Here is a 21196-nt window from a genome sequence, read left to right as displayed (position 1 = left end):
CCCGTGACGACGATCGCCGAGGTGCCGGAGTCGATGCGGTGCAGCGTGCTGCGTGCCGCCGGTGAGCTGGAGGTGCAGCGGCGACCGGTCCCCCGGCCCGGCCCCCGGGAGGTGCTGGTGCGGGTGGCGGCGGTCGGCACCTGCGGCTCCGACGTGCACTACTTCCGGCACGGCCGGATCGGCGACTTCGTGCTGCGCGAGCCGATGGTGCTCGGGCACGAGCCGTCCGGGCGGATCGTCGGCGTCGGGGAGGGCGTCGACGCGGGGCGGATCGGCGAGCGCGTCTCGCTGGAGCCGGGCGTGCCCTGCCGTCGCTGCCGGTACTGCCACACCGGCGCCTACAACCTGTGCCCGGACATGGTGTTCTTCGCGACCCCGCCGGTCGACGGCGCGTTCGCCGAGTACGTGACGATCGCCGACGACTTCGCCCACCCCGTCCCCGAGCACGTCTCCGACGACGTCGCCGCGCTGCTCGAACCGCTGTCGGTCGCGCTGTGGGCGAACCACAGGGCGGGCACCGGGGTCGGGTCGCGGGTGCTCGTCGCCGGGGCGGGGCCGATCGGGCTGCTCGTCGCGCAGGTGGCGGCGGTGCAGGGCGCCGCCGAGGTCGTCGTCAGCGACCCGGACCCGGCGCGCGCCGCGCTGGCCCGCGACTTCGGCGCGACCGACGTCGTCGCGCCGGGTGCCGACGTGTCCGGGGTGGACGTCTTCGTCGACTGCTCCGGAGTGCCGGCCGCGGTGCTGGGCGGGCTGCCCGCGGTCCGGCCGGGAGGCGCCGCGGTGCTGGTCGGGATGGGTGCTGACGAGATGACGCTGCCGGTGTCGATGCTGCAGTCGCGCGAGATCACCCTGACCGGCACCTTCCGGTACGCCAACACCTGGCCGACGGCGGTGCGCCTGGCCGCGTCGGGCGCGGTGGACCTGGGCCGGCTGGTGACCGGGCACGTCGACCTCGACCACGTCGGCGACGCCCTGTCCCCCGACGCGTCGCAGGTCAAGGTGGTCGTCCGGCCGTGAGGGCGGTCGCGGACCGGGGCTGGACCGACACGGTCGCCCGGCTCGTGCACGCCGCCCCCGCCGGGCCCGCCGGGAACCGGCTGGTCACCGTGGACGGGTTCTCAGGGGCCGGGAAGTCCACGCGGGCCCGCGAGCTCGCCGACCGGCTCGGGGCCCCGCTGCTCGAGATCGAGGACCTGTGCCCAGGCTGGGACGGGCTGCCCCGGGTCCCGGCGCTGGCCCGGCGCGGGATCGGTGACCCGCTGGCGGCCGGTACGACGCTGCGCTGGACGTCGTGGGACTGGGTGCGCGACCGGCCGGGACCGGAACGCACGCTGGAGCCGGCGGCCGTCGTCGTGCTGGAGGGGTGCGGGAGCGGCGCGCCCGAGCTGGCGCCGGTGACCTCGCTGGCGATCTGGGTGGAGGCGTCGGCGGGCGAGCGGGAGCGGCGGCTGCGCGGGCGGGCGGACTGGCCGGGCTACGCCCCGTACCGCGACGGCTGGCGGCGCGCCGAACAGGAGCTGGCCCGTTCCGGTGGCGCACCGGAACGGGCCGATCTCGTGCTGGACGGCTGAGGGCCCGGCACCACCCCCCACGAGGGTGCCGGGCCCCGCCGGGTCCTCCGTCAGGGAGTCGCGCGGCGCAGCACCAGGTACCCGGCCCCCGCCGCGACCGCGGCGAGGATCAGCGGATAGCCGGCGAGCAGCGCCCACGTCGGCGTCTCGACGAAGAACCGGCCGAACGCCCCCCAGGCGTTCTGCCAGGTCAGGAGCACGATCCCGGCGGCGACCACCAGCACGGGCACCAGGGCCGCGCCCCAGACCCCGAGCTGTCCCCAGCGCCGGAACACCGCACCGAGCAGCACGAACACCAGTCCGATCGTCAGCAGCGGCACCCAGTACACGAGCACCTGGGTGACCGGGTTCGACTGCCCCATGAAGCCCATCTCGAAGAACTGGACTCGCAGTCCCCAGCCGTCGGTGGCCCGTTCGACGGCCAGCAGCACGCTGAGCCCGATCGCGCTGACCAGGGTCTCGGCGGCCACCAGCAGGACGGTGCCGAGGTAGAAGTGCCGTCGCGTGATGCCCAGGCTCAGCGCGAACGGCATCACCTGGGTCATCAGCGCGAGATAGGTGCTGCCGAGGATGAAGAAGAACGACGTCAGCGCGCCGACGTACCCGGCCTCCACATCTCCGCCGTTGCTCCTCACGACCCACCAGATGGTCTGGTGCAGCACGAAGACGACGGCCAGGATCAGCCAGGCCACCCCGAACCGGCGGCCCCAGTTGACCGTGCCCATCCGGATCGCGGCGTGCACCCGGGCGGATGTGCTCTCGACCGGGCTGCGGTCGGCGGTGACGGCGGTCATGACAGGACCTCCTGGGCGACGCCGGTGCCCGGCGCCGCGCTGTGCTGGGTCGTACGGACGACGAGCTGCTGCAGCGAGACCGGCTCGAACTGCAGGTTCGGCTCGGCGGGGCCGGTGCGGGTCGGCGCGACCCCGGAGAGGGTGACGCGGAGGAAGCCGCCGAGGCGCTCCCGGTGCAGCTCGGTGTGGCCGCGGGCGAACCGCTCGACCGACTCGGCGGGCCCGGAGACGGTGACGGCCCGGCCGCGCAGCGCCTCGGCCTCCTCGTCGATGAGCACGCGGCCCCGGTCGATCAGGACGACGTGCTCGATGAGGTCGGAGACCTCGTCGATCAGGTGCGTCGAGAGCACGACGGTGCGCGGGTGCTCGGCGAAGTCGGCGAGCAGGTGGTCGTAGAACATCTGCCGGGCGACGGCGTCGAGGCCCAGGTAGGGCTCGTCGAAGAAGGTCAGCGGGGCCCGCGAGGCCAGTCCGATGATCACCCCGACCGCGGACTGCTGGCCGCGCGAGAGCTTCTTGCAGAGCCGGGTGAGCGGGAGCCCGAACTCCCCGACGAGCCGGTCGGCGAAGGCCTGGTCCCACTGCGGGTACACGCTCGCGGCGGCCCGGAGCGCGTGGTGGACCCGGTACTCGTCCGGGTACTTCAGCGACTCGCGGATGAAGCAGGTGCGGGCGAGCACCCGGGCGTTCTCGTAGGGCTGCTCGCCGAAGATCTCGGCGCGCCCGGAGGTCGCGAAGTTCTGCGCGGTGAGGATCTGCATCGCGGTGGTCTTGCCGGCGCCGTTGCGGCCGAGCAGCCCGTGGATGCGGTTCTCCTCCAGCGTGAACGTCACGTCGTCGAGCGCGGTCACGTCGCCGTAGCGCTTCGTGACGCCGTGCATGGCGATCACGTCGGTGCTCATCGGTCGTCCCCCCAGACGTCGATCATCTTCTTGAGCTGCTCGGGGTCGATGCCGAGCTTGCGGGCCTCGGTGACCAGCGGAGCGATGTACTGCCGGGCGAAGTCCTCGCGGCGGCTCTCCAGCAGCCGGGACCGTGCCCCCTCGGCGACGAACATGCCGATCCCCCGTCTCTTGTAGAGCACGCCCTGCGTGACCAGCTGGTTGAGACCCTTCGCCGCGGTGGCCGGGTTGATCCGGTGGAAGGCGGCGAGCTCGTTGCTGGACGGCACCTGGGTCTCCTCCGGATAGGTCCCGTCCACCACGGCGGACGCGATGTCCTCCGCGATCTGCGCGAACAGCGGGCGTCCGTCGTCGATCACGGCGACCTCCCGGTGCCGTAGTGCAGTGGTTCATTAGTCATGTAATGAACCATAGCGGCGAGGGGTCAATCCGTCCAGCGGGCTACTATTTCCGTTCGGAGTTATATAAACTCGGGGTTGTGGAAGCGTTCGACGTGCTGGGCGACCCCGTCCGGCGGCGCATCCTGGAACTCCTCGCCGGGGGCGAGCGGACGGCAGGGCGGGTGACCGAGGTCGTCCGCGCCGAGTTCGGGATATCGCAGCCGGCCGTCTCCCGACACCTGCGCGTGCTGCGGGACAACGGGTTCGCCACCGTCCGGGCGGAGGGGACCCGGAGGCTCTACGCGGTCGACCCATCCGGGCCTGCCGCGGCCGAGCAGTGGCTGGCCGGGCTGCGCGGCTTGTGGACGCAGCGGCTCGACGCGCTCGGCACCGAACTGGCCCGTGGATCGAGGAGGAACCCGTGACCGATACCGGAAGCCGTGCCGGGGAGGTGGTCCGCGGCACCGACGGGCGTGCCGTGCTGCGGTTCCGCCGCGTCCACGACGAACCCGTCGCCGACGTCTGGTCGGCGGTCACCGACCCGGACCGCTGCGCGCGGTGGTTCGGGCGGTGGAGCGGCGACGGGCGGCCCGGCGGCACCGTCGAGCTCGTCCTGACCAGCGACGAGGACGGCGGCGGCGCCCCGTCCACCGTGCTCGTCCGGGACTGCGAGCCCCCGCACCGGCTGGTCGTCGACATCCGGGAGGGTGACGGCGAGCCGTGGGAGCTGTCGGTGACGCTCACCCCGGACGGCGGAGGCACCGTGCTCGTGTTCGAGCAGGTGCTGCCCGACGGGTTCTCCCCGGCCGACGCCGGCCCGGGCTGGCACTGGTACCTCGACCGGCTCGCCGCGGTCCTGGCCGGGGCGCCGATGCCGGACTGGGAGGCGTCCCTCGCGGCGACGGCACCGTACTACCGGGGCTGAATTCGGTGCAGGCCGAAACGTCGGGCGCCTAGCGTCGTCGCCGTGACGGGAACAGGGATGCGGATCGCCGCGGCGGCCGGGGTGACCGTGCTGGCGTGGGCGTCGGCGTTCGTGGCGATCCGGGCCGTGGGGCCGGCGTTCGGCGCCGGTGCGCTCGCGCTCGGACGACTGGCGGTCGGCGGGGCCGCGCTCACGCTCGCCGTGCTGGCATCGCGGTCCTGGGTGCGGCCGACCGCGCGGGAGTGGCTGCTGATGGTGGTGTGCGGGGTGAGCTGGTTCGCCGTGTACAACGTCGCGCTGAACGCGGCCGAGGAACGCCTCGACGCCGGGACCGCGGCGATGCTGGTGAACGTCGGACCGATCCTCATCGCGCTCTCCGCCGGCGTCGTGCTGCGGGAGGGCTTCCCGCGCCCGCTGCTGGCGGGCGCCGGGATCGGGTTCGCGGGGGCCGTGCTGATCGGGTTCGCCACCTCGGGCGACGGCCCGGCCGGCGCCGGGGGCCCGGTGGGCGCGCTGCTGTGCCTGCTGGCCGCCGCGACCTGGACGATCGGGGTGCTCGCCCAGAAACCCGTGCTCCGGCGCCTGCCCGCGGTGCAGGTCACCCAGGTCGCCTGCGTGGTCGGAGCGGTCGTCACGCTGCCGTGGGCCGGCGACCTGGTCGACGGTCTCGGCACGGTGTCCGGGCCGGAGATCGCCGGGATGGTCTACCTCGGGCTCGTCCCGACGGCGCTCGCGTTCGGGACCTGGGCGTACGCGCTGTCGCGGACCGACGCGGGACAGCTCGGCGTCACCACCTACCTCGTCCCGACGCTGGTGGTGCTCATGGCGTGGCCGGTACTCGGGGAGCTGCCGCCGCCGCTGGCGCTGCTCGGCGGCGTGCTCGCGCTGACGGGGGTGGCGCTGTCCCGCTACCGGGGGCGGCCGGCGCGGGAGAGCCGGGTCGCGGCGGGCGGGGTGCCGGGGTCCGGCGGGGACCGGGGCCCGCGGTGACCGGCGGTCCCGGCACGGACGGCGTCCGCGGCTCGGGGGGGCCCGATCGACCCGGCCGCCCTCGCCGCCCGGGCAGCCCCGACGCTGCGGGCCTCGCGCGCCGCAGCCAGGCTCGCCTCCGCCCGGACCTGCTACGACCACCTTGCGGGCGCCCTGGGTGTCGCGCTCTTCGACGGGCTCGTCGCCGACGACCTGCTCGCGACGGGGGACGGTCTCGCCCTCACCCCCGCCTGCCGGTTGTGGTTCGCCGGGCTCGCCGGGCCGGACGCGCTCGCCCGCCGCGGCCGCCCGGTGGTGCGGGCGTGCCTGGACTGGACCGAGCGCCGCCACCACCTCGCGGGCACGGCGGGTGCGGTGCTGTGCCGGGCCCTGTTCGACCGCGGCTGGGTCGAGCGCGGCCGCGACCGGCGGTCCGTGCGCCTCACGGCGTCCGGTCGTACCGCCCTGCCGGCGCTGGTCGGGGTGGCGCTGCCGGACTGACGGTCGCGGAGACCCACCGCGGCGACGGCCAAGAACGAGATCACCGCTCGTGGATCAGCACAGCGCTCGGGGAACAGACCGATGCTCTACCGTGGCCACGTGAACGCCTCCCGCACCGCCCGCGAGCGGGCCCGCGCCGAGCTCGTCGCCGAGATCACCGCGGCGGCCCGGCGGCAGCTGGCCGAGACCGGCGCGGCCGCGCTGTCCATGCGCGCGGTGTCCCGAGAGATCGGGATGGTGTCCTCGGCGCTGCACCGCTACTTCCCCACCCGCGACGACCTGCTCACCGCCCTGATCGTGCAGAGCTACGACGGGCTCGCCGACGCCCTCGCCGCGGCCGACCCCGGCACCGGCCCGGCGGAGCACTGGCGGGGCATCGCGCAGGCCCTGCGCGGCTGGGCGCTGGCCCATCCGCACGAGTACGCGTTGATCTACGGCTCCCCCGTACCGGGCTACCGTGCGCCGACCGGCACCGTCCCCGTCGCGGCCCGGGTCCTGGAACCGCTCGCCCGCGCGCTCACCGCCGCGCACGCCGCGGGCACGCTCCCCGCGGCGACCGACCCGGATCCCGCACTCGCCGGCGACGCCGTCCGCATCCGGGCCACGCTGGGTCTCCCGGACCTGCCCGACGGGGCCGTGCTCGCCGCCCTCACCGCCTGGACCGGGCTGTTCGGGCACCTGTCCTTCGAGCTGTTCGGCCAGTTCGAGAACGCAGTCGACGCCCGCGACGCCCTGTTCGCGGGCACCGTCGAACGCCTCGGTCAGGTCGCGGGCCTGATCTGAGAACGGGCCCGGGGCGGTGCCGGGTCGAGCAGCGGGGTCAGCGGCGCAGACGGCCGACGTGCCGGCCGAGACGTGCACCCAGCTCGCGCAGCCCGCCCCCCTGCTCGACCCGGACCACCAGTGCCGTCGCCGCCACCGCCACCAGCAGCGCGACGACCAGGTCGCCGAACGGGCCCACCCCGAGCCGCCCGCTCCCCAGGGCCGCGGCCGCGGTCCCGACCGGCGGCAGCCACGACTGCGTGCCCGTGACCACGAGCACGACCAGCGCACCGATCAGCGCGACACCCTCGTTGCGGACCACCGGCCGGGAGAACACCGAGCCCACCGCGGCGCCGGTGATCCCGCAGGCCAGGTGCGCGAGCAGCCCGTCGAGCAGGCTCCCGGTCGTCGCCGTGCCCCAGGCCGCGACCACGCCCCACACCACGGCGAGCAGCCCGAGCAGCGCCACGCCCGCCGTGGCGGCGATCAGCACGCCGGCCGCGACCGGCCAGGGGCCGCCCGCGGCGGACAGGGTGACGGTGCGGGCGTCGTCGTCCTCGGACTCGGCCAGCGCGTGCGCCAGCCAGGCCCCGACCGGGTAGAGCAGCAGCGCGCTGGCCGCCCACGGCGCGGGCAGCGGGCCGGGCGCGCCGCCGAACAGCACGGCGAGAGCGCCGGCGTAGAGCACCAGCGGCGCGACGAAGCGTTCGGTGCGGCCGACGTCCTCGCCCAGCAGCATCGCCACGGCGAACGCCGCGCGCACCCGCCGCCTCACCGGCCGCCCTCCCGGGGAGCCGGGCGGACCGGCCGCACCGAGCGGACCGCGCAGCCCGCGGCGAGCGCGGCCGCCAGCCAGGCGTCGCTCTCGGGGGCGGGGACCCGCACGGTGAACCGGCCCGGCGCCGCACCCTCGACACGGGCGGGCGGCAGCACCCGTTCCAGCAGCGGGCGGGGGTCTCCCGCACAGGCCATGTCCAGGCGCATCATCGCCCCGGGCGGCGGCGCGGTCGGCAACGGCACGGAGTCCGGGTCGGAGGCGGTCGCGATCCGGCCCTCGCGCAGCCGGTGGAGGCGGGCGCCGGGCAGACCGGCCGCGGTACCGGTGTGGTCGGTCAGCAGGGTCGGGGCGGCGCGGGCGGTGAGCAGCCGGGTCAGGGCGTCCGCGGCGTCGTCGTCGAGACCGTTCCAGGGTTCGTCGAGCACGAGCACGCCGGGCTCGCAGGCCAGCGCCTGCACCAGCCCGACCTTGCGGGCGTTGCCGGTGGACAGGTCGGCCATCGGCCCGTCGTCGTCGCCGTCGTACCCGAGCTCGGTCAGCAGCACCTCGGCGCGGTCGGCGGCGTCGTCGACGTCGACGCCGCGCACCCGGGCGATGTGGTCGAGCCAGCGTCGCGGGGTCAGCTTGCGGGCGGCCGGGAACCGGTCGGGCAGGTAGCCGACGACCTCGGGGACGTCCTCGACCTCGCCCGCGGTCGGGGCGAGTGCACCGGCGGCGATCCGCAGCAGCGTGGACTTGCCCGCCCCGTTGCCTCCCCGCACGACGGTCGGCACGGCAGGGTCGACGTCGAGGTCGGCACCGCGCAGGGCGACCGCCCCCGACGGGTGGGTGTGGTGGATCCCGACCAGGCGCACCCGACCACCTCCACCGCTCGTCACCGCCCGTGCGTGACGATCAGGTTCGCACAGCGGCGCGGGCCCGAGGCCCGGCGGTGGCCCGGCGGTACGGCCCGTGGCGGGACCGGTACGCAGGGCTGTCGTGATCACCCGTCCGGCGCAGCCGGACGTCGGCTCGGCGCGTTCAGCCGGTCCCGGTCGACACCCCGGCGTCGCGGTGGCGGCGCTGCCGGAGCTTCCGCACGACCAGCCATACGATCGCCGCCGCGCCGAGCACGGCGACGACCTTGCTGATCGGGGACATGTAGACCTCGATGACCTCCCAGCGCTCGCCGAGCACGAACCCGAGGTAGACGAACAGCGCGTTCCACACACCACTGCCGAGCGCGGACAGCGCGGTGAACCGCAGCAGCGGCATCCGGGCGATCCCGGCCGGGATCGAGATCAGGCTGCGCACGATCGGGATGCAGCGCCCACCGAGGACGAACCAGTTCCCCCACCGCTCGAACAGCGCGAGCCCCTTCTCCAGGTCCTTCTGGCTGGAGACGACGAACCAGCGACGACCGCAGAGCCGGTGCACCCGCTCGTACCCGAGCCAGTGGCCCAGCGCGTAGAGGACCAGCGCCCCGGCGACGGCTCCCATCGTGGCCGCCGCCCAGACCGCGACCGGGTCCATCGCGCCGGTCGAGGCGCGGAAGCCACCCAGCGGGAGGATCACCTCCGACGGGATCGGTGGGACCACGTTCTCCAGGAAGATCAGCAACCCGATGCCGGCGGCACCGAGCCGGTCCACGATGTCGAACACCCACTGCGTCACGCACACCATGGTGCCCGAGGATCAGGTCATCCGGTTGGTCCGCTTCGACCGGTCAGGAGAGGCGGAACTGGATCCGCTCGATCGACGAGCAGAGCGGGGCGAACAGCTCGCGGCGGATCCGGTTGTGCTCGTCGTCGGCGTCGTAGACGTGGTAGGACTCCTCGTCGGGCAGGTCGAGGGTGAGCACGACGTGCGCGTTGCCCTCACGCAGCCCCAGGTCCGGGCCGGCCTTCAGGTCGAGGTCGAGGCCCTCGATGCGCAGGTCGCGCAGCGCCTGGAGGCCCTTCTCGATCTCGGCCGGGTCCACGCCGTCCTTCAGCCGGCCGACCACCACGTTGCGGATCATGTCCCGGGCTCCTTCCGTCGTCGTCGGGTTCCGCCCCCGGAGATCGACCCTAGACTCGGCCGATGGCAGTGAACCCGTCCGGCGCGGACATGAAGGCCTTCCTCGCCGAGGACCCCGACCAGCCGATCGTGATGCTGAACCTGCTGCGCTTCGCCGAGGGCGGCGAGGCCCGCTACGACGACTACGTCTCCCACTTCCGGGCCACCGCCGCCCGGTTCGGCGCCGAGGTCGTCTACTTCGGGCGCGGGCTGGCACCGGTCGTCGCCGAGCCGGGCCAGGAGTGGGACGCGGTGCTCCTGGTGTCCTACCCGAGCCGGCGGGCCTTCTCCGAGATGGTCCGCGACCCCGGCTACCAGGAGGGGACCCACATCCGGACCGAGGCACTGGTCGAGGCGACGCTGCAGCCCACCGTGCCCCGCTGAGCGGGCCCGGAACGCACGGACCCCCGCCGGCAGAGGCGCCGGCGGGGGTCGGTGACGGGCGGGATCAGGCGGCCGCGGTGGCCGACTCCCCCTTCGCCGCGCGGTCACGCAGCGACTGCGGGACCTCGAAGCGCTCGCCGTACTTCGCCTTCAGCTCGTCGGCGCGGGCCACGAAGCCGGCCGGGCCACCGGGGTAGCCCTCGATGTACTGCAGCACGCCGCCGGTCCAGGCCGGGAAGCCGATACCGAAGATCGAGCCGATGTTGGCGTCGGCGACGGTGGTCAGCACGCCCTCGTCGACGCACTTCACGGTCTCGATCGACTCGATGATGAGCATCCGCTCGGACAGCTCGTGCAGGTCGACGTCGTGGTTCGTCGCGCCGAAGTGCTCGCGCAGACCGGGCCAGAGTCCGGTGCGCTTGCCGTCGGCGTAGTCGTAGAACCCGGCGCCGGTGCTCTTGCCCTTGCGGTCGAACTCGTCGACCAGCCGGTCGATCACCGGGTCGGACGGGTGCGGGGTCCAGGTGCCGCCGGCGGCCTCGACGCCCTTCTTCGTCTCCTCGCGGATCTTGCGCGGCAGCGTGAGGGTCAGCTCGTCCATCAGCTGCAGCACCGGGGCCGGGTAACCGGCCTGCGACGACGCCTGCTCGATCGTCTGCGGGTCGATGCCCTCGGCGATCATCGCGACGCCCTCGTTGATGAAGGTGCCGATCACGCGGCTGGTGAAGAAGCCGCGGGAGTCGTTGACGACGATCGGGGTCTTCCTGATCCCCAGCGTCAGGTCGAACGCCTTGGCCAGGGCCTCGTCGTTCGTGCGCTCACCCTTGATGATCTCGACCAGCGGCATCTTGTCGACCGGCGAGAAGAAGTGCAGACCGATGAAGTCGTCCGGGCGGTCGACGCCCTTGGCCAGCTCGGTGATGGGCAGCGTCGAGGTGTTCGAGCACAGGAGCGCGTCGGAGTTGATGTACTTCGCGGCCTCGCGGAACACCTCCTGCTTCAGCTCGACGGACTCGAAGACGGCCTCGATGACGACGTCGCAGCCGGCGAGGTCGGCGTAGTCGTCGGTCGGCAGGATGCGGCCGAGCAGCGCGTCGCCCTTCTCCTGCGTGGTCTTCCCGCGCTTGACGCCCTTCTCGACGAGACCCTGCGAGTAGGCCTTGCCCTTCTCGGCGGCCTCCTTCGAGACGTCCTTGAGGACGACGTCCCAGCCGGCGAGGGAGCAGACGTAGGCGATGCCCGCGCCCATCATCCCGGCGCCGAGCACGGCGACCTTGGTCGGCTGCCACTTCGCGGGGCCGTCCGGGCGGGACTTGCCGCCGTTGATGGCGTTGAGGTCGAAGAAGAACGCCTTGGTCATGTTCTTCGAGACCTGGCCGGTCACGAGCTCCGCGAAGTAGCGGCCCTCGATCCTCTGCGCGGTCTCGAAGTCGACCTGGCTGCCCTCGACGGCAGCCGCGAGGATGTTGCGCGGGGCCGGCATCGGCGCACCCTTGAGCTGCTTGCGCAGGTTCGCCGGGAACGCCGGGAGGATCGAGGCCAACGAGGGGCTCGACGGCGTGCCACCCGGGATCCGGTACTTCGGCTGGTCCCAGGGCTGAGTGGTGTGCTCGGGGTTGGCGAGCACCCACGCGCGGGCCTTGTCGAAGGCCTCCTCGCGGGTGGCCACGAGCTCGTCGATCAGGCCCAGCTCCAGCGCCTTGGCCGGCTTGTGCCGCTGGCCCTGCGCGAGGACGTTCATGAAGCCGTTCGCGATGCCCAGCATGCGGGTGACGCGGGTGACGCCACCGCCACCGGGCAGCAGGCCCAGGCTCACCTCGGGCAGGCCGTAGACGACGCCCTTCGCGTCGACGCCGACCCGGTGGTGGGTCGCCAGCGCGATCTCCAGGCCACCGCCCAGGGCGGTGCCGACGAGCGCGGACGCGACCGGGCGGCCGAAGGTCTCCAGCTTGCGCAGCTGGGCCTTGACCTCGGTCACCAGCTCGAAGATCTTCTCGGCGTCGTCGGGACCGGCCGCGCTGAGCTGCTCGAGGTTCCCGCCGGCGAAGAAGGTCTTCTTGGCCGAGGTGACGACGACACCGACGATGTCGTCCTTGTGCTTCTCCAGGTCGTCGACGACCTCCCGCATGGCCTCGCGGTAGGCGTCGTTCATGGTGTTGGCGCTGCTGGCCGGGTCGTCGAGGGTGACGACGGCGATGCCGTCGCCGTCGGTCTCCCAGCGGACGGCCTTCTGCTCACTCACTGCTTGTTCAGTCCTTCCGGGATTCAGACGCGCTCGACGATGGTGGCGATGCCCATGCCGCCGCCCACGCACAGCGTGGCCAGGCCGCGGCGCAGGTCACGGCGCTCCAGCTCGTCGACGAGGGTGCCGAGGATCATCGCGCCGGTGGCCCCCAGCGGGTGGCCCATCGCGATGGCCCCACCGTTGACGTTGGTGATCTCGTGCGAGATGTCCATGTCGCGCATGAAGCGCAGGGCCACGGCCGCGAACGCCTCGTTGATCTCGAAGAGGTCGATGTCGCCGACCGACAGCCCGGCCTTGGCCAGCGCCTTGCGCGCGGCGGGCGCCGGACCGGTCAGCATGATCGTCGGGTCGGCGCCGGACAGCGCGGTGGCGACGATGCGCGCACGCGGGGTCAGGCCGTTGGCCTTCCCGGCGGCCTCGGTGCCGATGAGGGTGAGCGCCGCACCGTCGACGATGCCGGAGCTGTTGCCCGCGTGGTGGACGTGGTCGATCTTCTCGACCCAGTGGTACTTCTGCAGCGCCACGGCGTCGAACCCGCCGTCGCGGCCCATCATCTCGAACGACGGCTTGAGCCCGCCCAGCGCCTCCACGGTCGCGCCGGCGCGGATGTGCTCGTCGCGGTCGAGGATCGTCAGGCCGTTGCGGTCCTTCACCGGGATGATCGAGTTCGCGAAGCGACCGTCGGCCCACGCCTTCGCGGCCCGGGTCTGCGACTCCACGGCGAAGGTGTCGACGTCGGTGCGGCTGTAGCCCTCGAGCGTCGCGATGAGGTCGGCGCCGATGCCCTGCGGCACGAAGCCGGTCTCATAGGCGGTGTCGGGGTCCATCGCCCAGGCGCCGCCGTCCGAGCCCATCGGGACACGGCTCATGCCCTCGACGCCACCGGCGAGGACGAGCTCCTCCATGCCGGAGCGGACCTTCTGGGTCGCGGTGTTCACGGCCTCCAGGCCGGACGCGCAGAAGCGGTTGAGCTGCACACCGGCGACGGTGTCGGGCAGGCCCGCGGCGATGGCGGCGGTCTTGGCGATGTCGCCGCCCTGGTCGCCGACGGGCGAGACGACGCCGAGCACCAGGTCGTCGATCGTGTTCGTGTCGAGCTGCGGGTTGCGCTCGCGGACCGCGTCGATCAGCCCGGTCACCAGGGAGATCGGCTTGACCTCGTGCAGCGAACCGGAGGCCTTGCCCCGTCCGCGCGGTGTACGGATCGCGTCGTAGATGTAGGCCTCGGGAATCTCGCTCATCCGAACCTCTCGTGGGGTGGTCGGCACGGGGGCGGTACAGGCGGCACTGCCCCTACTTACTGGTAGCTTTTGTTACAGCAGCACTGTCACATGGGTCAAGACGGACCGGGGTCCATGTGACACGGATGATGTCACACCAGCACTGTCATATCGAGCGGCCGACCCGTAACCTGCTCGCCATGTCCGCCGCCATCGACGGCTCCGCGATGAGCCCGACCCCCGACGACGGGGATCTCCTCACCGTCGACCAGCTCGCCGAGCGGACCGGGATGTCGGTGCGCACCATCCGCTTCTACGCGAGCAAGGGACTCATCCCCGCGCCCCGGCTGCGCGGCCGCACGGGTCTCTACGACGCCGCGCACCGCGCCCGGCTGGAGCTGATCGGCGAGCTCACCGGGCTGGGCTTCACCCTCGCCGCGATCGAACGGCAGCTGGAACGGGTACCGCTGGAGACCGCGCCGGAGGAGCTGGCCCTGCAGCGCGCGCTGCTCACGCCCTGGCTGCCCGAGGTCGACGAGGAGCTGGACCGGGCCGGGCTCGACCGGCGCGCGGGTCGCCGTCTGTCCGACGACGACGTCACCACCCTCGAACGGCTCGGCGCGCTGACCCGGCTGCCCGGCGACGGCCCGGCGACCGTCCGGCTGCACGGCGCGGTCGCGCTCGGCTCCGCGCTGGAGGCTCTGGACTCCGGCCTGCCCCCCGAGCTGTGGAAGCGTTCGCACGACCTCATCGAGCGGCACACCGCCGCGCTCGCCGAGGACCTGATGACGCTGTTCCAGGACGAGGTCCTGCAGCCCTACCGGGACCGCGGCCGCCCCGCCGACGAGCGGCGACGGCTCGCCGCCGCCTTCTCCCGGCTCAAGCCGATCACCCTGCAGGGCGTCGTCGCAGCGTTCGGGCGGGCGGTCAACCGGGCCATCCGGGAGCGCGTCGACTCCTCCGGGGGCTCCGACCGGCACGAGGGGTGAGCCCGGCCGGGTGAGTCGTAACATCGGCCCATGGCGAGCTTCGAGTTCCCGGTCCGGGTGCGCTACCACGAGGTCGACGCCCAGGGGGTCGTCTTCAACGCCTGGTACCTGGCCTGGTTCGACGAGGCGATGACCGAGTTCCTCGAGTCCCGCGGCCTCACCTACCGGGCGATGCTCGACGCCGGTTACGACGTCCAGCTCGTCCACACCGAGCTCGACTGGCGGGCCGGGGTCGGGTGGGGCGAGGACGTCGTCGTCGCGGTGTCGACGGCGCGGATCGGCCGGACCAGCTTCGCGCTCGACTTCCAGGTCCGCGCCCTCGACGACGCGGGCGAGCGCATCGTCACCTGCGACTGCCGCACCGTCTACGTGGTCATCGCCGTCGACGGCAGCGGCAAGCAGGAGGTGCCGGCGCTGATCCTGAACGCGCTCGGCGACCCCGAGCCGCTGATGCCGCTGCGCCCCTGAGCACCCCCGGCCGAGGGTCTCCCCCGCCGGCTGCGGCGGTCAGGCGCCGCGGATCCGGCCGCGGACCTCGCCGAGGGCGACCCGGCCGCCGTCGCGGGCGGGCGCGGTCGCGGTCATCACGACCTCGTCGCCGTCCTCCAGCCAGGTGCGTGTGGCGCCGCCGGCGAGCACGACAGGGTCGCGGCCGTTCCAGGACAGCTCCAGCATCGAGCCGAAACCGCTGCGCTCCGGGCCGGAGACGGTGCCCGAACCGAGCAGGTCGCCGGCGCGCAGTCCGGCGCCGCCCGAGGTGAGGTGGGCCACCATCTGTTCCGGGGACCAGTACAGGTCCCTCGTGGGCGGGGACGCGACCAGCTCGCCGTTGACGTGCACGGCGAGGTCGAGGTCCAGGCCCAGCGCGGGCTCGCCCGGGGTGAGGTAGGGCAGCGGCGCGGGGTCGTGCGCGGGCAGCGGGACCCGGGCCGCGGACAGCTCGTCGAGCGGTGTCACCCACGCCGAGATCGACGTCGCGAAGGACTTGCCCAGGTGCGGGCCGAGCGGGCGGGACTCGAAGAACTGGATGTCGCGGGCGGACCAGTCGTTGAGCAGCACGACGCCGAGGACGTGGTCGGCGGCGTCGTCGATTCCGACCGGCCCCGGGACCGGCCCGCCGAGGACGAAGCCGAGCTCGGCCTCGAAGTCGAGCTCGGCGCAGGGACCGAAGTCCTCGGGCCCGCGCTGCCCCGACGGGCGCGCGACCGGGGTGCCGGTGACCCGGACCGTGCCGGAACGGCCGTGGTACCCGACCGGCATCCGCCGCCAGTTCGGGGTGAGCGGGTCCTGGGCGTCCGGGCGGAAGATCAGTCCGGCGTTCCGTGCGTGCTGCTCGCAGGCGTAGAAGTCGACGTAGTCGGCGACGGCGAACGGCAGCACCGGGACCAGTCCCTCGTCGGGCAGGCGGTATGCGGCGGCCCGCTCGTGGTCCTCGCGCCAGCCGCGCAGCCACTGGACGACCTCGCGCCAGGCCGGGGCACCGGCGTCGAGCAGCCGGGTCAGGTCGGGCGCGGCCAGCAGGTCCGGGTACGGGCCGCGCTGTGCAGTGGCCAGCGAGCCGACGTCGAGCAGGCCACCGTCGGGCAGCGGACAGGCGATGCGCGAGCTCCCGGGGCGTCCCTTCCCGGCGACGGCGCCGAGCGCGAGGGCGGGGACGGTCGTCGGCGGCGGCGCAGTCGTCACGGTCCCCGACCGTAGGCGATCCGGCGACGGCGTGGGTGGGAACTCGCCACGGTTGTCACGCGTTCGACCGGTGTGCCCGTTCCGTCCGGATCGGACACGTACCGACACACCACCGGGAACTCACCCGGAACGCAGGAGGACACCCGCAGATGGGTCTGCTCGACAAGCTCAAGGAACGCCTCACCGGAGGCGCGCAGGCACAGCCGCAGCAGGGCTTCGGGGGCGCGCCCCACCAGGGCTCCGGCCGGGCGCAGCAGCAGGATCCCGACCAGCAGGCGATCGAGCGCTACCGCTACATGCTCCGCACCGCCCCGCCGGAGCAGGTGGAGCAGGCGCACGCGGAGGCCTTCGCGAAACTCACCCCCGAGCAGCGGCAGGCGGTGCTGAACGACGTCGGCGCGCAGGTCCCCGAGGCCGAGCGGGCGCGGTCGGCCGACCCGCAGGAGCTGGCGCGGATGGCGACCCGCGCCGAGATGCGCAACCCCGGCACGATGGAGCGCTCGCTCGGCGGCGGCCGTGGTCCGGGCATGGGCGGGATGATCGCCGGGTCGCTGCTCGCCGGTGTCGCGGGCGCGTTCATCGGCACGGCGATCGCCGGCGCGATGTTCGACGACGCCGGTGATGGTGACGACGTGGCCGCGGCCGAGGAGCCCCCGGCCGAGGACCCCGGCTTCGACGACGGCGGCATGGACATGGGTGGTGACTTCGACTTCTGAGCTCCGCCGCCCCGGTCCGCGTCCCGCGGACCGGGGCCTTTCGGCACAACACCTGTTGCGGGGCCGGAGCCGACCTGGCACCGTCCGGGCACCCATGCCAGAGTCGCCATCCGGGCATCCGTCCCGAGCGGACGGCGTCGAGGACGAGTGGAGTACGAGCAATGGCACAGCAGGTACGCGGAGTCGTGGCCCGCGCCAAGGGTGAACCGGTCACCGTCGAGACGATCAACGTGCCCGATCCCGGTCCCGGTGAGGCCGTGGTGAAGATCCAGGCCTGCGGGGTCTGCCACACCGACCTGCACTACAAGCTCGGCGGCATCAACGACGAGTTCCCCTTCCTGCTCGGCCACGAGGCCGCCGGGATCGTCGAGTCCGTCGGCGAGGGCGTCACCGACGTCGCACCCGGCGACTACGTCGTCCTCAACTGGCGCGCCGTCTGCGGCCAGTGCCGGGCCTGCAAGAAGGGCAAGCCCCAGTACTGCTTCGACACCCACAACGCCACCCAGAAGATGACCCTCGAGGACGGCACCGAGCTGTCCCCCGCCCTCGGGATCGGCGCGTTCATCGAGAAGACCCTCGTCCACTCCGGACAGTGCACCAAGGTCAACCCCGACGCCCCCGCCAAGGTCGCGGGCCTGCTCGGCTGCGGCGTCATGGCCGGGCTGGGTGCCGCGGTCAACACCGGCCAGATCGGCCGCGGCGACTCCATCGCCGTCATCGGCTGCGGCGGCGTCGGTGACGCCGCCATCGCCGGGGCGAAGCTCGCCGGTGCAACGACGATCATCGCCGTCGACACCGACCCGCGGAAGCTGAAGTGGGCCGAGGAGTTCGGCGCGACCCACACCGTCAACGCCAAGGAGACCGACCCGGTCGAGTACATCCAGAGCGTGACCGACGGCAACGGCGCCGACGTCGTCATCGAGGCCGTCGGGCGCCCCGAGACCTACAAGCAGGCCTTCTACGCCCGCGACCTCGCCGGCACCGTGGTCCTGGTCGGCGTCCCCACCCCCGACCTCAACGCCCCCGAGATCCCGCTGATCGACTACTTCGGCCGCGGCGGCGCCCTCAAGTCCTCCTGGTACGGCGACTGCCTGCCCAGCCGCGACTTCCCGACCTACGTCGACCTGTTCCTGCAGGGACGCTTCCCGCTCGACAAGTTCGTCACCGAGGAGATCGGGATCGACGGCGTCGAGCAGGCCTTCGACAAGATGCACGCCGGTGAGGTCCTCCGCTCGGTGGTGATCCTCTGATGGCCCCGATCGACCACGTCGTCACCTCCGGCACCTTCAACCTCGACGGTGGCTCCTTCGACGTCGACAACAACGTGTGGATCGTCGGCGACGACCGCGAGGTCATCGTCATCGACGCCGCCCACGACGCCGACGCCATCGCCGCCGCCGTCGGCGACCGGCGCGTCAAGGCCGTCGTGTGCACCCACGCCCACGACGACCACGTCAACCAGGCGCCCGCCCTCGCCGACCGCTTCGGCGCGCCGATCCTGCTCAACCCCGCCGAGATGGTCCTGTGGGACATGACCTGGCCCGACCGCAAGCCCGACCAGGAGCTGTCCGACGGGCAGGTCCTGACCGCGGGCGGAATCGACCTGACCGTCCTGCAGACCCCCGGCCACTCGCCCGGCTCGTCCTGCCTCTACGCCCCCGAGCTCGGCATCGTCTTCACCGGCGACACCCTGTTCCAGGGCGGACCCGGCGCCACCGGACGGTCCTACTCCAGCTTCGACACGATCATCGAGTCGATCCGGACCACCCTGCTGCCCCTGCCCGCCGACACCCGGGTCCGCACCGGACACGGCGACTCCACCCGCATCGGCGACGAGGCACCCCACCTCGAGGAATGGATCCGCAACGGATCCTGAGCCCCGCCATCGTGCACGCCGCGGCCCGGCCCCTCACCCCGAGAGGCCGGGCCGCGGCCGTTCCCGCGCCGAGATGCACCTCAGCGGGCCGGGGAGATCCACAACTCCCGCTCAGCTGCATCTCGGCGACCGGGCCGGGCCGGGCCGGGACCGGTGCGGTCTGACACGGTGGGGCGTGCCCCGCTCGCTGTCGTCGCTCCCGTTCCGCCTGCTCCTCGCCGCGACCGCGCTGGCGTTCGGCGGGTACGCCCTGCTCCTGCCGGTCGTGCCGCTGTGGGTGTCCCGGGGCGGCTCCGGTGAGTTCGGCGCGGGGCTGAGCACCGGCGTGCTGATGGCGGCCACCGTGGCCACCCAGCTCCTGGTGCCCGCGATGCTGCGCCGGGTCGGCCACCGTCCGGTGCTGGTCGTGGGGTCGCTGCTGCTCGGCCTCCCGACGCCGTTGCTCGCGCTGACCGCCGACCTCGGGCCCGTGCTGGCGATCTCCACGGTCCGCGGGATCGGGTTCGGGCTGGCGACGGTCGCCGGGAGCGCGCTCGTCGCGGAGCTGGTCGAGCCCTCCGCACACGGTCGCGCGTCGGCGCGCTACGGCTACGCCGTCGGCCTGCCCCAGCTGTTGTTCCTGCCGGCAGGTGTCGCGGTCGTCGACGCGCTGGGGTTCACCGGGGTGTTCCTGCTGGCGGGGATCACCCCGGTCGCCGGAGCCCTGGTGGTGGCCTTCGTGCGGGGCCCCCGGCGGGCCCCGGCACCCCGCCGCGACGATGTCGTCCCACACCCCCGCGAGACCCGCAGGCGGCTCCCCGCCGCGCCGGTCGTGGCAATGCTGGGCTGCTCCACCGCGCAGGGCGGCGTGATCACCTTCGCCCCGCTCGTCGCCCCCGGGGCGACGGTCGCGGTGCCTGCCGCGCTGTTCGCCACCGCACTCGGCGCGCTGCTCGGCCGCGGCGTCGCGGGCACCCTCACCGACCGCAGCGGACGTCCCGGGACACTGCTCCCGGTCGGGACGGCGTGCGCCACGGTCGGGCTGCTCGGGGTGCTCGCCGCGCCGTACGCGTCGGTCCTGCTGGTGGTGGGGGCGGCCGTCGTCGGCGCCGGGTTCGGGCTGGTGCAGAACGACGCGATGGTCGCCCTGTTCGCCGCCGCCGGGCCGCTGCACTACGGCGCGGCCAGCGCCGCCTGGAACATCGCCTACGACGCCGGGACGGGCCTGGGGGCGACCGGGCTCGGCGCGATCGCCGAGCCTTTCGGGTTCGCCGCCGCCTTCGGCACGACGGCCGCGGTGCTGCTCCTGCTCACCCCGGCCGTCCGGCGTCGTCGTGCCTGACCACCGCGACGGCAACCCCGGAGCGGCGGTCGGGGTGAGCAGGAGCAGCGCGTGGCAGGGCGGGGCCCGGGGGTCGGGGCGCCCCTCCCCGACGGCGGCGGCTCAGGTCTTCGGAATCGCCCGCTGCAGCTGGGGGACGACCGCGTCGAGCACGGACGGGAGGCTGAGCACGGTCTGCCAGGCGAAGGCCAGCTCGGTGGCCCCCTCCAGGAACACGGTGCGCCCGTCGCGCATCGCGGGCAACCGCGACAGCAGCGGGTCCCCGACGACCGTCGCCTTCCCGCCGGGGGTGAACGACAGCTGATCCCAGACGATGAGGTCGTGGTCGAGCTCGCTCGCCTGCTCGAAGCTGAACTCGGTGTAGAACTTGCCTGCGGCCAGCTGGTCGATCCGGGGCGGCACCGTGAACCCCAGCTGGGTGAAGAACCGTGAGCGGGGGTCCTGCGAGGAGAACACGCTGATCTTGTCCGCGCTGCGGCTCGCGACGACGACCGAGCGCCCCTTCCACTGCGGGTCGGCGTCGCGGGCGGCGACGAACCTGGCCTCCAGATCGGTGATCAGCTTCTCGGCCTCGGCCTCCTTGCCCAGCGCCCGTCCGGTCTCGCGGGTGTACTCCTGCCACGGTGCGCCGTAGTCGTCGAACCCCCGGGGCGGTCCGACGGTCGGCGCGACGGCACTCACCACCGGATAGCTCTGGGCGTCGAGGTCGGAGTAGAGGCCGATCACCAGGTCGGGGCGCTGTGCTGCGATCTTCTCCGGCTCGACGGAGGACATGTTCAGCACCGCCGGTGCCGCGCCCACTGCCTGCGCGGCCGCCTGGGCCCACGGCTGCACGACGACCTCCTCGTCGCCGTACCAGTAGCGGGCCGCCACCGGCGCCACCCCGAGCGCGAGGATCGCGTCGTGGTCGGTGTAGCCCACGGACACCACCCGCTGCGGGGCCTGCGGGATCGTCGCCGCACCGAGCTTGCCCTCGATCGTCACCGGGAATCCGGCACTCCCCGTCGCGGCACCGGTGCCGGTCTCCGACCTGCCGCCCCCGCCACACCCGGCCAGTACGGCGCCACCGGCCGCAGCCAGCGTCGTGAGAAGCATCTGCCGTCGGTTGAGTCCCATGTCCGTTCCCTTCGCTCGTCCGGCGGA

The 21196-nt window shown here is 73.5% G+C and carries 25 protein-coding genes; 14 read left to right on the top strand and 11 right to left on the bottom strand.

Annotated features, from left to right (window positions below; translation table 11 throughout):
• Positions 1 to 3 precede the first annotated feature (3 nt).
• Positions 4 to 1017, top strand: coding sequence for an NAD(P)-dependent alcohol dehydrogenase (locus ATL51_RS19515; protein ID WP_301549097.1), 1014 nt, complete (start codon positions 4 to 6; stop codon positions 1015 to 1017).
• Entirely contained in the window at positions 1014 to 1571 is a 558-nt protein-coding gene (locus ATL51_RS19510) for a nucleoside/nucleotide kinase family protein (RefSeq protein WP_100879482.1), read from the top strand. The genes ATL51_RS19515 and ATL51_RS19510 overlap by 4 nt, the downstream gene beginning before the upstream one ends.
• A 50-nt stretch (positions 1572 to 1621) precedes the next feature.
• Here the strand turns inward: ATL51_RS19510 and ATL51_RS19505 are convergent, their stop codons facing one another.
• From ATL51_RS19505 to ATL51_RS19495, 3 genes are read right to left on the bottom strand one after another with little or no spacing between them, the layout of a single operon-like run.
• Complete coding sequence (locus ATL51_RS19505) at positions 1622 to 2365, bottom strand: hypothetical protein (RefSeq protein ID WP_100879481.1); 744 nt, start codon at positions 2363 to 2365, stop codon at positions 1622 to 1624.
• Entirely contained in the window at positions 2362 to 3267 is a 906-nt protein-coding gene (locus tag ATL51_RS19500; RefSeq protein ID WP_100879480.1) for an ABC transporter ATP-binding protein, read from the bottom strand. Before ATL51_RS19500 ends, ATL51_RS19505 begins: the two co-directional genes overlap by 4 nt.
• Positions 3264 to 3623, bottom strand: coding sequence for a GntR family transcriptional regulator (locus ATL51_RS19495; protein WP_062404114.1), 360 nt, complete (start codon positions 3621 to 3623; stop codon positions 3264 to 3266). The genes ATL51_RS19500 and ATL51_RS19495 overlap by 4 nt, the downstream gene beginning before the upstream one ends.
• Positions 3624 to 3745: 122 nt before the next feature.
• Here ATL51_RS19495 and ATL51_RS19490 point away from each other — a divergent pair, with 122 nt between their 5' ends.
• The 5 genes from ATL51_RS19490 (at position 3746) to ATL51_RS19470 (ending at position 6825) form a co-directional block, all read left to right on the top strand.
• Complete coding sequence (locus ATL51_RS19490; RefSeq protein WP_100879479.1) at positions 3746 to 4072, top strand: ArsR/SmtB family transcription factor; 327 nt, start codon at positions 3746 to 3748, stop codon at positions 4070 to 4072.
• Complete coding sequence (locus ATL51_RS19485; protein WP_100879478.1) at positions 4069 to 4572, top strand: SRPBCC family protein; 504 nt, start codon at positions 4069 to 4071, stop codon at positions 4570 to 4572. The genes ATL51_RS19490 and ATL51_RS19485 overlap by 4 nt, the downstream gene beginning before the upstream one ends.
• A gap of 42 nt (positions 4573 to 4614) precedes the next feature.
• Entirely contained in the window at positions 4615 to 5562 is a 948-nt protein-coding gene (locus ATL51_RS19480; protein WP_301549096.1) for a DMT family transporter, read from the top strand.
• 237 nt (positions 5563 to 5799) lie between these two features.
• Entirely contained in the window at positions 5800 to 6042 is a 243-nt protein-coding gene (locus ATL51_RS19475; RefSeq protein ID WP_100879476.1) for a hypothetical protein, read from the top strand.
• A 99-nt stretch (positions 6043 to 6141) separates the two neighbouring features.
• Positions 6142 to 6825 (top strand): TetR/AcrR family transcriptional regulator, encoded by a 684-nt coding sequence (locus ATL51_RS19470; protein ID WP_301549095.1) that lies wholly within the window; start codon positions 6142 to 6144, stop codon positions 6823 to 6825.
• Positions 6826 to 6862: 37 nt separating this feature from the next.
• Here ATL51_RS19470 and ATL51_RS19465 read toward each other — a convergent pair whose 3' ends face one another.
• The 4 genes from ATL51_RS19465 to ATL51_RS19450 form a co-directional block, all read right to left on the bottom strand.
• Entirely contained in the window at positions 6863 to 7579 is a 717-nt protein-coding gene (locus tag ATL51_RS19465; RefSeq protein WP_100879474.1) for a hypothetical protein, read from the bottom strand.
• Entirely contained in the window at positions 7576 to 8436 is an 861-nt protein-coding gene (locus ATL51_RS19460) for an ATP-binding cassette domain-containing protein (protein ID WP_157818444.1), read from the bottom strand. The genes ATL51_RS19465 and ATL51_RS19460 overlap by 4 nt, the downstream gene beginning before the upstream one ends.
• A 166-nt stretch (positions 8437 to 8602) precedes the next feature.
• On the bottom strand, positions 8603 to 9235 hold the full coding sequence (locus tag ATL51_RS19455) for a DedA family protein (protein ID WP_253068314.1): 633 nt from the start codon (positions 9233 to 9235) through the stop codon (positions 8603 to 8605).
• Between the two features lie 52 nt (positions 9236 to 9287).
• A complete protein-coding gene (locus ATL51_RS19450; RefSeq protein ID WP_100879472.1) occupies positions 9288 to 9581 on the bottom strand; it encodes a Dabb family protein in 294 nt (97 codons plus the stop codon).
• A gap of 62 nt (positions 9582 to 9643) precedes the next feature.
• Here ATL51_RS19450 and ATL51_RS19445 point away from each other — a divergent pair, with 62 nt between their 5' ends.
• Positions 9644 to 10003 carry a DUF1330 domain-containing protein gene (locus tag ATL51_RS19445; protein WP_100879471.1) on the top strand — a complete coding sequence of 120 codons (360 nt, stop codon included), beginning with the start codon at positions 9644 to 9646 and terminating at the stop codon, positions 10001 to 10003.
• Positions 10004 to 10067: 64 nt separating this feature from the next.
• Here ATL51_RS19445 and ATL51_RS19440 read toward each other — a convergent pair whose 3' ends face one another.
• Positions 10068 to 12245, bottom strand: a complete 2178-nt coding sequence (locus ATL51_RS19440; protein WP_073577844.1) for a 3-hydroxyacyl-CoA dehydrogenase NAD-binding domain-containing protein — start codon at positions 12243 to 12245, stop codon at positions 10068 to 10070.
• Positions 12246 to 12268: 23 nt separating this feature from the next.
• On the bottom strand, positions 12269 to 13489 hold the full coding sequence (locus tag ATL51_RS19435; RefSeq protein WP_208623035.1) for an acetyl-CoA C-acetyltransferase: 1221 nt from the start codon (positions 13487 to 13489) through the stop codon (positions 12269 to 12271).
• A gap of 179 nt (positions 13490 to 13668) precedes the next feature.
• Here ATL51_RS19435 and ATL51_RS19430 point away from each other — a divergent pair, with 179 nt between their 5' ends.
• Positions 13669 to 14457: a MerR family transcriptional regulator gene (locus ATL51_RS19430; RefSeq protein WP_237454223.1), complete on the top strand. Its 789-nt coding sequence runs from the start codon at positions 13669 to 13671 to the stop codon at positions 14455 to 14457.
• Between the two features lie 30 nt (positions 14458 to 14487).
• A complete protein-coding gene (locus ATL51_RS19425; RefSeq protein ID WP_073577845.1) occupies positions 14488 to 14925 on the top strand; it encodes an acyl-CoA thioesterase in 438 nt (145 codons plus the stop codon).
• Positions 14926 to 14964: 39 nt separating this feature from the next.
• Here ATL51_RS19425 and ATL51_RS19420 read toward each other — a convergent pair whose 3' ends face one another.
• A complete protein-coding gene (locus tag ATL51_RS19420) occupies positions 14965 to 16140 on the bottom strand; it encodes a fumarylacetoacetate hydrolase family protein (RefSeq protein ID WP_100879470.1) in 1176 nt (391 codons plus the stop codon).
• A gap of 149 nt (positions 16141 to 16289) precedes the next feature.
• Between ATL51_RS19420 and ATL51_RS19415 the strand changes: the two genes are divergently transcribed.
• The 4 genes from ATL51_RS19415 to ATL51_RS19400 all read left to right on the top strand — a co-directional run bounded on the left by ATL51_RS19415 (position 16290) and on the right by ATL51_RS19400 (position 20053).
• Entirely contained in the window at positions 16290 to 16856 is a 567-nt protein-coding gene (locus ATL51_RS19415; protein WP_073577847.1) for a hypothetical protein, read from the top strand.
• A gap of 161 nt (positions 16857 to 17017) precedes the next feature.
• Positions 17018 to 18106 carry an S-(hydroxymethyl)mycothiol dehydrogenase gene (locus ATL51_RS19410; RefSeq protein ID WP_100879469.1) on the top strand — a complete coding sequence of 363 codons (1089 nt, stop codon included), beginning with the start codon at positions 17018 to 17020 and terminating at the stop codon, positions 18104 to 18106.
• Positions 18106 to 18732 (top strand): MBL fold metallo-hydrolase, encoded by a 627-nt coding sequence (locus tag ATL51_RS19405; protein ID WP_208623034.1) that lies wholly within the window; start codon positions 18106 to 18108, stop codon positions 18730 to 18732. The genes ATL51_RS19410 and ATL51_RS19405 overlap by 1 nt, the downstream gene beginning before the upstream one ends.
• 175 nt (positions 18733 to 18907) lie before the next feature.
• Entirely contained in the window at positions 18908 to 20053 is a 1146-nt protein-coding gene (locus ATL51_RS19400; RefSeq protein ID WP_100879467.1) for an MFS transporter, read from the top strand.
• A gap of 102 nt (positions 20054 to 20155) precedes the next feature.
• Here the strand turns inward: ATL51_RS19400 and ATL51_RS19395 are convergent, their stop codons facing one another.
• Positions 20156 to 21169 carry an ABC transporter substrate-binding protein gene (locus tag ATL51_RS19395; RefSeq protein WP_100879466.1) on the bottom strand — a complete coding sequence of 338 codons (1014 nt, stop codon included), beginning with the start codon at positions 21167 to 21169 and terminating at the stop codon, positions 20156 to 20158.
• Positions 21170 to 21196: the final 27 nt, after the last annotated feature.

This window comes from Pseudonocardia alni (assembly GCF_002813375.1).
GTDB lineage: Bacteria > Actinomycetota > Actinomycetes > Mycobacteriales > Pseudonocardiaceae > Pseudonocardia > Pseudonocardia alni.
This window is presented reverse-complemented; position numbering and strand designations above follow the sequence as displayed.